This is a genomic window from Pseudobacter ginsenosidimutans, from assembly GCF_007970185.1.
Lineage (GTDB): Bacteria > Bacteroidota > Bacteroidia > Chitinophagales > Chitinophagaceae > Pseudobacter > Pseudobacter ginsenosidimutans.
On sequence record NZ_CP042431.1, the window covers coordinates 7,642,409 to 7,657,316 of the forward strand.

A 14,908-nucleotide genomic window follows, 5' to 3' on the forward strand; every position below is an offset into this window, starting at 1 on the left:
ATTCGTAGAAAAATGGAAACCTGCCAGTTCTTATAAATTTTCTCCGATCAAAGTATACAAAATATTACGATAATGTTCACTGCAGGGCAGTTCGGTTTCACCCAGGAACACAGTTTTCCTGCTGACAGTGTCCAGTTTACGGAGCGATACGATATAGGATCGGTGAATGCGGATAAAGGTAGTTGAAGGCAGACGGCTCTCGAAGTACTTCAGGCTTTGTAAAGTTACGATGGGCTTTCTGCTACCGGAAAGATGGATACGCGTGTAATCTTTCAGTCCCTCGAGATAGATAATGTCCTCGTAAAAGATCTTCTGGATCTTGTGAGAAGTTTTGATAAAAATGAAATCTTCATTGCTGGCCACCTGACGGTTGTTCTTGCGGAAGCTGATGTATTCGTAGGCTTTGCTCACTGCGCCAACGAATCTGTCGAATGGCACCGGTTTCAACAGGTAATCGATAGCATCCAGTTCAAATCCCTCCACGGCAAATTCATTGTAGGCCGTAACAAAGATCACCGACGGTTTCCTGGGAAGTGTTTTGAGGAACTGGATCCCTGAAAGATCCGGCATCCTGATATCCAGGAAAATGAGATCGATCTCTTCCTTGTCGAAATACGGTCTTGCTGCCATCGGGCCCTCACATCTGGCCACCAGCCTGAGATAGGGGATCTTCTGAATAAAGTCTTCCATCAGGTCCAGAGCCCAGGGTTCATCATCGATGATGAGGCAATTAATTTTCATGGTCCAACTCGATTTTGAGGTTAACAATGTAGAGGGATTTATTGTCTACCACATCCAGCAGGTACCTGCCGGGATATAAAACATCCAGCCTTCTTTTTGCATTGATCAGTCCTACCCCTTCATGCCCCGTCTGGCGTGTAGAGGTAATGGCATTGGAAACTGTGAGCAGCAGGTTATTGCCGATCACGTCTATATTGATCCTGATCTCGGAAGGAATGGTATAACTCACACCATGTTTAAATGCATTTTCGATATAGGTGATAAGGAGCAATGGCGCGATCAGCAGGTTATCTGTATTGCCGGTCACATTGTATCTGACTGTAACGTTTTTGGATAATCGAAGTTTTTGAAGATCGATATAATTGCTGATATATTCAAGGTCATTTCTCAGTGTGATCTTTTCGGTACTTGTATCGTACAGCACATAACGCATGATCTGACTGAACTTCAGGATGGAGTATTCCGTTTGTTCTGATTTGAGATGCGCCTGTGAATAAATGCTGTTAAGGGTATTGAAAAGGAAATGCGGGTTGATCTGGAGTTTCAGGAAGCTGAGCTCCGCATTCAGTCTTTCCGTTTCCAGGACCTTCTTTTGTTTTTCACTGATGAGCAATGAATTGGCCAGTTTGATGAATCCACTGATCAGCAGAATGATAATGGCGGAAGTGAGTGTATCCATCAGCAACATGGGCAAAGCCATCAATGGGATTTCAGATCCAAACAATTTCATCACCGGGATATCTCCTGCAATGGCCAGGGTGCGTCCCATCGGCATGGCAGGAAGCGCGCCCTGGGAAAAACTCCGTTCAACAAAACGCTCACGGCTTTGCTCACCCGAAGGCACCATACGTGTGGTCAGCACTACCACAGTATCTTTTTCGTGATCTGAAGATTTCCTGTATTCGATATTCTCCACAAAACTTCCATCAGGCCCTACCCTTCTGATCATGGTGGTATCCTTGTTCACAGTAACTGACCCAACCATCGGCGCCAGCTGCATTTTACCAACGGGTGAAAGGCGATGAAAGAAACGATTGGGTCCTGTTCTGATCACCATACCGGCCTGTTTCCGGAATTTGTATTGAATGAAAGATTCCACTACCAGTTGCTGCAGGCAGATCACCAGCAAACAACCAAGTATGGTAAGGAAATATTTTCCGTATTGCTTTTTCTGAAAGAATCTTGGAATGAGAAAGTAATAGTGGAAATAGAATAGAAGAATAAGGAACACCTTGTTGACCACTTCCCTGTACAGGAAAAAAGTATCGAGTATCTCAATTCGGTAGATCAGCAAAGGCAGGGTGAGGAAGAGTCCCCATCCCAGGATATGCAATGAAATGATAAGCAGACGGTGCACCACCGTTTTAGCAGGCTTGAATCCTAACACGTAGGCAAAAACATCCAGCGCACTGTCTTTTCTCATTGTTGAATTGAGCCGCCAAATTAGTGAGGCGCTGCATGCAAAACATTGCAACGCCTCGCTAACCGGCTAATTTATCTTAACTATAACAAATGCGGTTTAATAGTTGTCGTTATCATCCTGCTCATCAAATGGCTTGAACTCGAACATATTGTCGAAGATCTCGGAGCCGCTGCGACCGGTGAGGAGAAAGCCTCTGTCTTTCAGCGTGAATCCGACAGCGCCTTCGCGGGCAGTGCCTTCGAAAGATGTTTTCTTTGTCCAGAGGTCATTGGTGGCATCATATTCCCAGGTATCGGAGATCAATGATCCGGCGCGGCCTGTAGCCAGGTACACTTTGGTTCCTATAGTGAATGCCACTGCACCGTAACGGGCGATATTGGCATAATCATCATCATAACTTTCATCGCTAACATTGGTGAGTTTACGGAGATCAGTCCAGGCGCCCTGTCCGCTGTTACCGGTAGGATCGAACGACTGAAGATCATTCAACGCTTCGCCATTGTTGTTGCCACTGCATACATAGGCTTTGCCATTTATGACGAAAGCCACAGCCTGTGAACGTTTACGTCCGCGGATACTGGCTTTTTCCGTCCAGGTTTTGCCGGAAGGATTGAATTCCCAGCAATCTGACATTGCGCTCGTATTATAACCGGTAGCGATATAACCTTTATCATTAAGCGTAAATGCCACTGCATTGCGACGGGGATCACCGGGGAAAGGATCGAGCTCTGTCCATTTGTCGAGCGCCGGATCATATTCCCAGAAATCGTTCAGCAATTTATTGGCGGGGCCATTGAATCCGCAGGCCACATATGCTTTGCCACCGGCAGTGAAAGCAACGGCCCCGCGGCGCATTTCGCCGGGGAAGTCGGCTACAGGCTCCCAGTAGCCGAAGTCGAGGTCAAGCCGGTAAAACTTATTGCTGTACTGTCCGTTCGTTGCAAAAAGCCCTGTTCCCACATATGCTTTGTTGCCTATCACAAATGAAACCGCTTCACTCCTGGGGTCACCCCTGAAATCTTCGCTGCGCACCCAGTTACCGACCAGGTCGGAATCATCGTCGGAGCTGTTTTTAGAGCAGGCAGATAGCATGAACAGAGAAGAAAGAATGATCAGGAAAACCGGATGTTTCATTTGAGTAAATTTTGCACAAAGTATCTGGGGGTTACGCAAACAATATGATAAAATAGATGGAGGGTGGAATGAAATCGACTAAAAGGGTGATTTTGTCTTTATGGGCGGGGGCAAAGAAGGGGTGGGTTTGGACGGGCTGTGAAACAAACCAACGCTTTTTTTATTTATTGGGCGGTGGTAGGTGGGATGGGCGGTGGAGCTGAGCTGTACTGTGGAGCTTTTGTTTCGAAGGCCCGCACAAACCCACCCACTTCTTTGCATGGCACACTGAGAAAGCAAAAGATAAAATCCCCTTTTGTGATTTCATTCTTGAGTGGAGAGAGGGGTACGGGTGCGTCAGCGAGATGAATAGAAATAGACAAGCAATATGAGGGGCGGGTGTGAATTCGGAGATAGAAAATGGAATTCTGCCGATTTTATTGCAGGGCTGATATATAATAACAAAATGCACCAAATAGTGGCGGATATATTGCGCACAAATGAACAACCCAGGAATGATCACGCATATTTACGCCCCTCGCAATATTTGTTGGCTCATTGTTTTTTGTTGTATCGGTTTTGTGGCTTGTCAGAAAAAAGAAATACAGTTTGGCACCGGAATGCAGGATAGCTTTACAAGGCTCATTACAGTAGATACTTTTACCCCTTTTCTTTCTACTGTAGTGCTGGACTCATTCCCTACCTCAGGAACCAATGTGCTGTTCGTAGGCAGAACGGAAGACCCGGTAATGGGACCTACCATCGCGCAAACCTTCTTCCAGCTTGGATTACCGGCCGCTGCCCAAAATGCGGAAATCCCGGATGATGCGGTATATGATTCACTGGTGCTTGTGCTGAAACCGAATAATTCCTGGTACGGCGATACTTCAAAACCAATTTCTTTCACCGCCTATGAAATGGCAGAACAGACAGACTATACCTATTCCAGCAGGATCTGGAATACCAGCAGCTTTGGATGGCTGCCATCAGCTCTTGCTTCGGTGAACCGGTCGCTCAGCCCGGCAAGGGATTCACTGGAGCTGAAGATCAGGAATGATAAAGGATCGGAAATGTTCCAGAAGATCCGGGATAAAGATGTCGCCTTCCAGGATGTGGATTCCTGGCTCAGCTATTTCAAGGGCATCACCATCAAAACCAATGCAGGCGATAACGGTGCCGTGTATGCGTTTAAAACAGACAGCGCTACTGTTATGCGGATTCACTATCATACCACATGGCCTTATTTCGAAAAACATACTATCGACTTCTACCTCACCCGCAATGAATACCAGTTCAACCAGATCCTCATCAACAGGACCGGCACCCCGCTGGAGAAAAAGAACGACGGACAGGAAGAATACTTTCCGGATGAAACACATCCTTATGCATTTTCTCAAACAGGCACAGGCGTAATGCTTAAAATAAAATTCCCCAGCCTCCAGGACATCAAAACCCTCGGCAAGACCATTAAATTATTGCAGGCAGTTCTGGTGCTGAAACCTGTTGAAGGTAGTTTCGAACAGTACACTTTTCCACTTTGTTCCAGCCTCTACATGGTACAGACCAATGCCACCAATATCATCGGAGACCAGATGACCGATATAACGGGACAGAACCCACTTTCAGCCGTACCTTATATCGATGATGCATACAGACTGAACACCAATTACAGTTTTGATATCACACATTATATCTCCTACCTGCTCACAATGAACAACAGCGCGGAAATGGGCATGTTTGCGCTGGAAGAAAGTCCAGGTTCCGCCACACGCCTCAACCGGGCAGTGATCGGTAACAGGCTGAACCAGCAATACACCTCCCAACTCAAACTCACGCTTTTGACCACTACCGAATAAACTGATTATGCAATACAGAATTATTGTACTCACTATATTTTCCCTTGCAGTTGTTTCAACACAGGCACAAAGCATCAACTCCCCCTATTCCACTTATGGTATCGGGGATATCGAGCACAGGTATTATGATAAAACAGCAGGTATCGCCAATGCAGGCACCGCCCTCATGAGCAATCCTTTCCACCTGCTCAATAAGAACCCTGCTTCCATGGCCGGACTGGAAAGAAGCGTATTACTGGGCAATGCCACTTTTGTTGGCAAAACAGTGAGCTATGCCGGCAATTCCATTACAAGCGATAACAATACAGGCAGGGATATCTTCATTAAGAATTTTTCTGTTGCCATCAAACTGAACAAATTCTGGACTTCAGGTGTCAGTCTCATGCCCTACAGCTATGTGAATTATTCCTATCGTTCCAAACTCAATATTGAAGGCTCAACGGAAACCTATGATGCATTGTATGAAGGTGATGGCGGCGTTTACAACGTTAGCTGGAACAATGCTTTCAATGCAGGTAAACATCTGGCGCTGGGCGTTCGTACATCCCTGCTCACCGGATCCGTGAACCAAACCGAATCATTGCAGACCGCATATGCAGAGGATCCCATCGAAACAAAAAGAAAAGATTATTACAACAAATTCAGGTTCGAATATGGCGCCATTTACTCCGGGAAACTGGGTAAGAACTGGCAATATGCACTGGGTGGCAAGTTCTCCGCCAAAACAGATCTGGACAGGGAAAAAAGTGTAACTATACAACAAGGCAATACTATCATTCGCAACGAGGAAGTGATTGCCAATGATCATTTCACATTGCCCATGACCTTTGATCTCGGACTGGCGGTCACCAGTAAAGGCCGCACCACCTTTACCGTGGATTACAGCTACCAGGACTGGGCGGCTAACCGTGTACGTGGGTCCAACTGGAGCACCATCAATTCCTACAGGATCGCAGGCGGTGTACAGATGTCCAATATAGTGGAACAATGGAATATGAAATTCGAGAAAAGTTATATGCAGGTTGGTGGATATTTCAACAGGAGTTATCTGCGCGTGAATAATACACCTATCGATGAAGTGGGCGCCACCATTGGATATGGCGGTTATCTGAGTGGCAAGATGAGTTATGGACTGGCGCTGGAAGCAGGTCGCAGAGGCACCATCGCCAATAACCTGATCAAAGAAACTTTTGTACAACTGAGCTTCCGGTTTTCATTCCGGGAATTTTTGTACAGTAAGGGAAGAAAGTATGATTGATTTGATATAGCAGGATGTTGTCTCCCTGTGAAATCAAAAACCCCGTATTGCTACGGGGTTTTGTTCATTATTACATGATTCGTTTATTGTGCAACCACTGCTTTCGCTTCGATGGCGCTGATGGCTTTGATGGTCTTGATCACAGAGTCCGGTGTAACGGAGATACTATCGATCCCCCTTTCCACCAGGAACTGTGCAAAATCAGGGAAGTCTGAAGGTCCCTGTCCGCAGATGCCCACTTTTACTTTACATTCTTTGGCAGTGTCTATGAGCATGCTGATCATCCTTTTCACAGCATCATTGCGTTCGTCGTAGAGATGTGCTACGAGTGCGGAATCACGGTCGAGGCCCAGCGTGAGCTGGGTGAGGTCGTTGGAGCCGATGGAGAAGCCATCGATATGCTGCGCAAATTCTCTCGCCATAAGGATATTGGAAGGAAGCTCTGCCATGAGGTAGATCTCCAGTCCATCCTTACCCTGTACCAGTCCGAATTCCTTCATCGTTTCCTTCACTTTCAGCAGCTCCGATACAGTTCTGCAGAAAGGTATCATCACTACCACATTGGAGAGGCCCATTTCCTCACGAACGCGCTGGATAGCTTTACATTCCAGTCCGAATGCGGGTTTGTAGCTCTCGGAATAGTAGCGGGAAGCGCCACGCCATCCGATCATCGGGTTCTCCTCATGCGGTTCGAAATATTTACCGCCGAGCAGATTGAAGTATTCATTGCTCTTGAAGTCGGAGAAACGAACGATCACTTTATTGGGATAGAAAGCCGAAGCGATCTTGGCGATACCATAAGAAAGTTTCCTGATGAAGAACTCTTCTTCATTGGCGTATCCTTTGGTGAGTTTTTCGATGGTGCGTGTGAGCTCGGGATCATTCAACTCTTTATGCTGCAACAATGCCAGCGGGTGAACGCCGATATAATTGTTGATGATGAACTCTTCGCGCGCCAGTCCTACCCCACGGTTGGGGATATGCGAAAAACGGAATGCCAGTGCTGGCGATGCCACGTTCAGCATGAGCGCTGTATCGGTTTGCGGGAGATCGTCGAGGGAAGTTTCGTTGACTTCATAATCGAGTATTCCGCTATACACGAAACCTTCATCGCCTTCCGCGCAGGAGATGGTGATAGCCTGACCTTCCTGGAGGATCTCTGTGGCATTGCCACAACCTACGATGGCCGGAACGCCCATCTCGCGCGCCACGATGGCGGCGTGACAAGTCCTTCCACCCTTATTGGTAACGATGGCAGATGCTTTCTTCATGATCGGCTCCCAGTCCGGGTCCGTCATGTCGGTTACCAGTACATCGCCTTCCTTGAATTCATGTCCTTCTTCCACGCGTTTGTCGAGGGAGAACATGATGCTGACCTTGCCGGCGCCGATCTTATCACCAACGGCAATTCCTTTCACGATGGGTTTGGCGTCTTCAGGCTTGTTCTTCATCACATACTCTGTGATGGTATTGTGTTGCTTGCGCGAGTGAATGGTTTCCGGGCGGGCCTGCACAATGAAGAGTTCCTGGGAAAGTCCGTCCAGCGCCCATTCCACGTCCATAGGGCACCAGTAGTTCTTGATCTTGCTGTAGTACTGTTCGATGATGGCCACCCATCCGGCAAGCTTCAGGATGTTCTCATCGGAAAGACAAAAACGGTACTGCGCAGAACGTTCTGTTGGGATGATGCGTACGCGCTCATCAGGATCATCTCCATACACCATCTTCTGGTCCTTTACGCCGAGCTTTTTCTCGATGATGGATTTGTATCCCTTTTCCAGCGTGGGCTTGAACACGATGAATTCATCAGGAGATACGCTGCCCTGCACTACCATTTCACCCAGTCCGTAAGAACCGTTGATCACGATCACATCTTTGAAACCGCTCTCGGTATCGAGTGAGAAAGCAACGCCGGAACTTCCAAGGTCTGAACGGACCATTTTCTGTACGCAGACGGAAAGGCCTACGGAGAAGTGATCGTACTTGAAAGTTTCGCGATAGCTGATGGCGCGGTCCGTGAAGAGTGATGCAAAACAGTTACGAACTGCATCGATGAGCGCGGCTGGTCCGCGTACGTTGAGATAAGTTTCCTGCTGACCTGCAAAGGATGCATCGGGCAGATCTTCAGCGGTGGCGGAAGAACGCACGGCCACGTCTGTACCTTGCTGATCATACTTTGCAGAGAGCGTGTAGTATGCTTCGATGATCTGCTGCCCCAGTTCCGGAGGGAATTTGGAGTTACGCACCAGGTTCCGGACCTGCAAACCTGCACGGCGAAGCGATTCCACGTTGTTGTAATCGATCTCTTTCACCAGCGCCCGGATGGTTGAGTCGAGATTGTTGAATTTGATAAACTCATTGTAGGCGTTCACTGTGATGACAAAACCTCCGGGAATGTTTACACCAAGATTGGTGAGGTTTTGTAGCATCTCGCCCAGGGAAGCATTCTTGCCACCGACCAGGTCGATGTCGTGAATGCCTACCTCATGAAGTAAGAGAATACTGCTGGTTGTTTTCATCTGAAAAAAATGTTGTTGTCTGATGACAGGATCTGTTTGGCAATCCAAAAGTAAGGTAACGATCGTTAGTCTTATGGTGGAACTTATCAATATTTTTTTGAATGCGTCCAGAAGACACGTAACAACCGGTTGCAAAGTGATCCGGACAAGGCAGAGCGGGATTTTCCGCAAACCGGCCATAGAGAAGAATGAACAGGTTATGTAATCGATATAAATAACCCGGAATAGATCGCATATTCATTAACGTTACTAAAGGCCTAAAGGGACATATCTATAATTTTATTACATGATTATTTTTTTTGCTGCCTGATAAGTGTTTCCATCTATCGTTTTGCAATCCACCATTCAACCCCAATGGGCCTTTCCGGCCATCACCTCCTTCCAAACCCGTAATGCTTCTGCACCCTTCAAACCCTTACCAGACATAAGCCGCATCATTCCTGCACTTCCACATCATCCCCATTAATTATACACATCCTGTGATTAAGTTAAATTGGAAAACGCTCCCCCGGATGCTACGTTTGCAGTCAGCTCTTGTACGCAATTTGTACCGGTTCCCGGACCTGCTCGCAGCCTCCGGGAGATTTCAGGGGAACCATGTGTGATTCATGGACTGTTGCGCAACTGTAAGTTTACCGCCCTCAAAAAGCGGACTACAAACAAGTCAGAATACCTGCCGGTATTGATCTGTGCTGAATCCTTCGCATTAAAGGTAAATGCATAACTATGATAGATGCCTGTACTTTATTCCAGGAATGAAGTAGAGGGCATATTATCGCCGTCACTTACCCTCACTGCGATCATTAAAATGTGAATTTAAAAGCGATAGTATGCAACACGAAAACGAAATTCTTTTACAGGAAAACAAAGATCGCTTTGTGATCCTTCCCATCAACTATCCCAGAGTCTGGGAAATGTACAAGAAGCATGAAGCCAGTTTCTGGACAGCTGAAGAGATAGACCTGAGTGGCGACCTGAAAGACTGGGCTGCCCTGAACGACGGAGAGCGTCATTTCATCTCCCACGTATTGGCATTCTTCGCAGCCAGCGATGGCATCGTGAACGAAAACCTGGCCGTTAACTTCATGTCTGAAGTGCAACTCCCCGAAGCACGCTGCTTCTACGGCTTCCAGATCATGATGGAAAATATCCATTCTGAAACTTATGCCCTCCTGATCGATACATATGTAAAAGACCCACAGGAAAAACACCATCTCTTCCACGCCATCGATACAGTACCCGCAGTGAAAAAGAAAGCCGAATGGGCGCTCCGCTGGATCGAGAACGGCTCCTTTGCAGAAAGACTGGTCGCATTCGCCGCCGTTGAAGGCATCTTCTTCTCCGGCTCCTTCTGCTCCATCTTCTGGATGAAAAAACGCGGCCTCATGCCAGGCCTCACTTTCTCCAATGAACTGATCAGTCGCGATGAAGGCCTCCACTGTGAATTCGCCTGTCTTCTTTACAGCATGCTCAACAACCAGCTTCCCAAAGAACAGGTGTACAAGATCATCGGAGACGCTGTCCGCATCGAAAAAGAATTCGTCACTGAAGCACTACCCGTTGACCTCATCGGCATGAATGCCCGCCTCATGCAGCAATACATCGAGTTCGTTGCAGATCGCTGGCTCATGGAACTGGGATGTGAAAAGATGTTCAACGCCACCAACCCATTCGACTTCATGGAAATGATCTCGCTCGAAGGCAAAACCAACTTCTTCGAAAAACGCGTGGGTGATTACCAGAAAGCAGGTGTAATGGGAGGCAACAAAGAAAATAATTCCTTCTCCCTGGATGAAGATTTCTAAGCAATACCTGATAAACTAACCATACTTACTACCACCATTAATATCTCAGCACATGTTTGTAGTTAAAAGAAACGGAAAAAAAGAATCCGTCAAATTCGATAAGATCACGGCACGCGTTGAAAAACTCTGCTACGGTCTCGACAGACGGTTCGTGAATTCCATCGATGTGGCCAAGAAAGTGATCGAAGGATTATACGATGGCGTTACCACCACTGAACTGGACAACCTCGCTGCAGAAACTGCCGCCTCACTCACCGTGAAGCACCCGGACTATGCACTGCTCGCCAGCCGCATCGCCATCAGTAACCTGCACAAGAATACTATCAAGAGCTTCTCAGATACCATGAAGCTCCTCTACGAATGCAGGGACGCCAAAGCCGGCAAAGCCGCACCCCTCCTCGCAGACGACGTATGGGAAGTGATCCAGCAACACCACGAACTGCTGGACTCCACCATCATCTACGACCGCGATTATGCATTCGATTATTTCGGTTTCAAAACACTCGAGAAATCATACCTCCTCAAAGTGGACGGTAAAGTAGCAGAACGCCCGCAGCATATGTACATGCGCGTTGCCCTCGGTATCCACAAACAGGATATCGATGCCGCTATCAAAACCTACCATATGATGAGCGAACGCTGGTTCACACACGCTACGCCCACACTCTTCAATGCAGGTACACCCAAACCACAGATGAGCTCCTGCTTCCTCCTCACCATGAAGGACGATAGCATCGATGGTATCTACGACACCCTCAAACAAACAGCCAAGATCTCCCAGAGCGCCGGCGGTATCGGTCTGTCTATTCATGGCATCCGCGCCACCGGCTCCTATATCGGCGGCACCAACGGCACCAGCAACGGCATCATCCCCATGCTGCGCGTTTACAACGACACTGCCCGCTACGTAGATCAGGGCGGCGGCAAACGTAAAGGCGCATTCGCCATCTACCTCGAACCATGGCACGCAGACGTATTCGAATTCCTCGACCTCCGCAAGAACCACGGTAAAGAAGAACTCCGCGCACGCGACCTCTTCTACGCCCTCTGGATCCCGGACCTCTTCATGAAACGTGTGGAAGAGAACGGCGACTGGAGCCTGTTCTGCCCCCACGAAGCGCCAGGCCTCCACGAATGCTGGGGAGATGAATTCGAAAAACTGTACAATCAGTATGAACAGGAAAAGCGTATGCGCAAGACCGTTAAAGCGCAGGACCTCTGGTTTGCAATCCTGGACGCACAGATCGAAACAGGAACGCCTTACCTGCTGTACAAGGATTCCGCCAACCGCAAATCCAACCAGCAGAACCTCGGCACCATCAAGAGCTCCAACCTCTGCACAGAGATCCTGGAATACACTTCACCTGATGAAGTAGCAGTTTGTAACCTCGCCTCCCTCGCACTGCCCCGCTTTGTGATCGATGGCAAGTTCGACCACAACAAACTCTATGAGATCACCTACGAGGCAACAAAGAACCTCAACAAGATCATCGACTATAACTATTACCCTGTAAAGGAAGCTGAAACTTCCAACCTCCGCCACAGGCCTATCGGTCTCGGCGTTCAGGGACTGGCCGATGTATTCATCCTGCTCCGCATGCCTTTCGAAAGCGATGAAGCCAAACAACTGAACAAAGACATCTTCGAAACCATCTACTTCGCCGCCATGACAGCCTCCAAAGACCTGGCAAAAGTAGAAGGCGCATACGAAACCTTTGCCGGCTCACCCGCTTCCAAAGGGCAGTTCCAGTTCGACATGTGGGGCGTTGAACCAAGTCTCCGCTGGGACTGGTACAGCCTCAAAGCTGAAGTGATGAAGCATGGCGTTCGCAACTCATTGCTGGTTGCCCCCATGCCCACCGCCTCCACTTCTCAGATCCTCGGCAACAACGAATGCTTTGAACCGTACACTTCCAACATCTACGTTCGTCGCGTATTGAGCGGAGAGTTCGTAGTTGTGAACAAGCACCTCCTGAAAGATCTGATCGAGCTCGGCCTCTGGAACGATGACATGAAGAACAGGATCATCGCGCACAACGGGTCCATCCAAAAGATCGATGGCATTCCCGACAATATCAAGGAAATCTACAAAACAGTCTGGGAGATCAAACAACGTAACCTGATCGATATGGCTGCCGACCGTGGCGCTTATATCTGCCAGAGCCAATCCCTCAACCTGTTCGTGGATACGCCCACCAATGGCAAACTGACTTCCATGCACTTCTATGCCTGGAAGCGTGGTCTCAAAACCGGCATGTACTATCTCCGTACAAAAGCCGCCACTCAGGCCGTACAGTTCACTGTTGAAAAACAAGGTGGAAAGATGGTGGAGCCGCTCACAGACAAACACTCACTGAAGGTGATCGAAGGCGCCAACGACGTGGAAGCACAGGGTCCTACCTGCACCATGGAAGAAGGCTGCGTAACCTGCAGTGCATAATACCTGGTTATTTATCATCGACCCATACCCGTCATTGGCATCAGCTGGTGGCGGGTTTCCTTTTTACGCCTCAGTTGCAAAAGCTGGGCGTGCAAAAGCTGGTGGTGCAAAAGCTGGTATGATCACCGGCTGGAAAACAAACCGGCGCAGGAGAATATTAATTGGGCGGTTGTGCATGGGAGTTAGCTTTAGTAATGGGCCAGGCTTCTTCGCTTATGTTTTCAAGGCCGGCTTATCATACCAGCGTTTTGCACATCACGATGATAAGGCTGGGCCGTAAATACATTTTGAAATGTACACATGCATCGCCGAACATATCTTTACCAGCTTTTGACTCAAAAGCTGAATAAAAAAGATGCATCCAATAACTGTGCAATATAACTGTGCAATGAAACTGCAATTGTGAATATTCCTTGAATTGCGTAGATGACCTCCATTGTGCGGATCCTCTCCACTGTACAGAAGACCAATGCTCAGATACACTCAATTGCATCACGCAAGCATAATGGAAAATGACAATGATGCAATGATGCCTTCAATAGTAGTTCGCCTTCAATATAGCTTTACGGCCATGCCCTGTGCATCGTGCTGCGCAAAACGCTGGTATGATAAGCCGGCCTTGAAAACATAAGCGATAAAGCCGAACAGCATTACCACAGCCCAATCCAACCAACTCAAAAGCCCATCAAACATCCTCCCGCGCCGGTTTGTTTTCCAGCCGGTGATCATACCAGCTTTTGCGCTACAAAGGAATTGAAATCAGCTTTTGTGCACTAAGGTGTTCAAACGCCGGATACATTTATTTGAGGCTTTCTACCGGGCTCACAGTAACGATATCGCCTTCTTCGATTGTGAGGTTCATCATGCGCGAAGTGAACATGCGCGTATCGGTGTAAACTTCCACATCGTAATAGCTGCCACAGAAAATGATGTTCTGCACAGTGCCCTTTACATCGCTGATATGTTTGCGGGATAATACGAGGTCTTCAGGACGAACGATGCGCTGAACGCCATTCTTATCTTCCCACACATTGTATTTGCCGAGGAGGCCGGCAGCGTAATTGTCTACGGGATGACGGTATACTTCTTTGGGCATACCATGCTGGATGATACGGCCATCGCGCATGAGCAGGATCTCATCAGCCCAGCTCAGTGCATCAACGGGATCGTGGGACACCATGATGATGGAGATCTTCAACTGCTCGGCAATGTCTTCGATAATGGCTTTCAGCAGTTGCTTGTGGATCATGTCTGTGTTGGAATAGGGCTCGTCAAGGAGCAGGAGGCCCGGGGATCCGATCAGCAGGCGTGCAATGGCGATGCGCTGTTGCTCGCCGCCGGAAAGCTGGTCTGTTCTGCGTTTCAGCAGGTGCGTGATGCGGCAGATCTGGAATAATTGTTCGGCAGACCGTTGGGTGAGCTTATTGGCATATTCCAGCACCTGCTCCACGCGGAGATAATGAGGCAGTTCAAATTGCTGTGAGAGATAGGCAATTTTCGGATGACCGGGGATCAACTGGTCATTGGGGCCCGGAACTTTCTTGCCATCGTAGATCACTTCTCCGGCATCCTGTTGCGCCAGCCCTGCAATGATGCGCAGCAGGGTGGACTTTCCGGAGCCCGTTTCACCGGCAATGGCGATCTGCTGATACCATTGCTGACTGAAACTGACGTCCTTCAATTCAAAGCCTCTTTCGTTCTTCTTGTGAATGCCGGATACCTGGAGTAATACCATGCGGCAAAAATATAATTT

At 48.2% G+C, this 14,908-nt stretch carries 10 protein-coding genes and 1 riboswitch; of the genes, 4 read left to right on the plus strand and 6 right to left on the minus strand.

All coding sequences use genetic code 11. From position 1 onward, the window contains the following. Positions 1-30: 30 nt before the first annotated feature. The 3 genes from FSB84_RS29985 to FSB84_RS29995 all read right to left on the minus strand — a co-directional run bounded on the left by FSB84_RS29985 (position 31) and on the right by FSB84_RS29995 (position 3,298). Positions 31-741 carry a LytR/AlgR family response regulator transcription factor gene (locus FSB84_RS29985; protein WP_130543685.1) on the minus strand — a complete coding sequence of 237 codons (711 nt, stop codon included), beginning with the start codon at positions 739-741 and terminating at the stop codon, positions 31-33. Further along, a complete protein-coding gene (locus tag FSB84_RS29990; RefSeq protein WP_130543684.1) occupies positions 731-2,164 on the minus strand; it encodes a sensor histidine kinase in 1,434 nt (477 codons plus the stop codon). The genes FSB84_RS29985 and FSB84_RS29990 overlap by 11 nt, the downstream gene beginning before the upstream one ends. Positions 2,165-2,260: 96 nt before the next feature. Continuing rightward, positions 2,261-3,298: a Kelch repeat-containing protein gene (locus FSB84_RS29995; protein ID WP_130543683.1), complete on the minus strand. Its 1,038-nt coding sequence runs from the start codon at positions 3,296-3,298 to the stop codon at positions 2,261-2,263. 599 nt (positions 3,299-3,897) lie between these two features. Between FSB84_RS29995 and FSB84_RS30000 the strand changes: the two genes are divergently transcribed. Beyond that, complete coding sequence (locus tag FSB84_RS30000; RefSeq protein WP_158644181.1) at positions 3,898-5,133, plus strand: DUF4270 family protein; 1,236 nt, start codon at positions 3,898-3,900, stop codon at positions 5,131-5,133. Positions 5,134-5,140: 7 nt separating this feature from the next. After that, positions 5,141-6,391, plus strand: a complete 1,251-nt coding sequence (locus tag FSB84_RS30005) for an outer membrane protein transport protein (RefSeq protein ID WP_130543681.1) — start codon at positions 5,141-5,143, stop codon at positions 6,389-6,391. Between the two features lie 83 nt (positions 6,392-6,474). On the opposite strand, the gene ppsA is transcribed toward FSB84_RS30005, so the two are convergent. Continuing rightward, positions 6,475-8,910: a phosphoenolpyruvate synthase gene (ppsA, locus tag FSB84_RS30010; protein WP_130543680.1), complete on the minus strand. Its 2,436-nt coding sequence runs from the start codon at positions 8,908-8,910 to the stop codon at positions 6,475-6,477. Positions 8,911-9,444: 534 nt separating this feature from the next. Next, positions 9,445-9,605, plus strand: a riboswitch (cobalamin riboswitch). A 135-nt stretch (positions 9,606-9,740) separates the two neighbouring features. Between ppsA and FSB84_RS30015 the strand changes: the two genes are divergently transcribed. Together FSB84_RS30015 and FSB84_RS30020 are read left to right on the plus strand one after the other, a co-directional pair. Beyond that, on the plus strand, positions 9,741-10,715 hold the full coding sequence (locus FSB84_RS30015) for a ribonucleoside-diphosphate reductase small subunit (protein ID WP_130543679.1): 975 nt from the start codon (positions 9,741-9,743) through the stop codon (positions 10,713-10,715). Between the two features lie 52 nt (positions 10,716-10,767). Then, positions 10,768-13,155, plus strand: a complete 2,388-nt coding sequence (locus FSB84_RS30020) for a ribonucleoside-diphosphate reductase subunit alpha (protein WP_130543678.1) — start codon at positions 10,768-10,770, stop codon at positions 13,153-13,155. Between the two features lie 552 nt (positions 13,156-13,707). Here the strand turns inward: FSB84_RS30020 and FSB84_RS30770 are convergent. Beyond that, positions 13,708-13,884, minus strand: coding sequence for a hypothetical protein (locus tag FSB84_RS30770; RefSeq protein WP_158644182.1), 177 nt, complete (start codon positions 13,882-13,884; stop codon positions 13,708-13,710). A gap of 70 nt (positions 13,885-13,954) precedes the next feature. Beyond that, complete coding sequence (locus FSB84_RS30025) at positions 13,955-14,890, minus strand: ABC transporter ATP-binding protein (RefSeq protein WP_130543677.1); 936 nt, start codon at positions 14,888-14,890, stop codon at positions 13,955-13,957. Between the last annotated feature and the right edge of the window lie 18 nt (positions 14,891-14,908).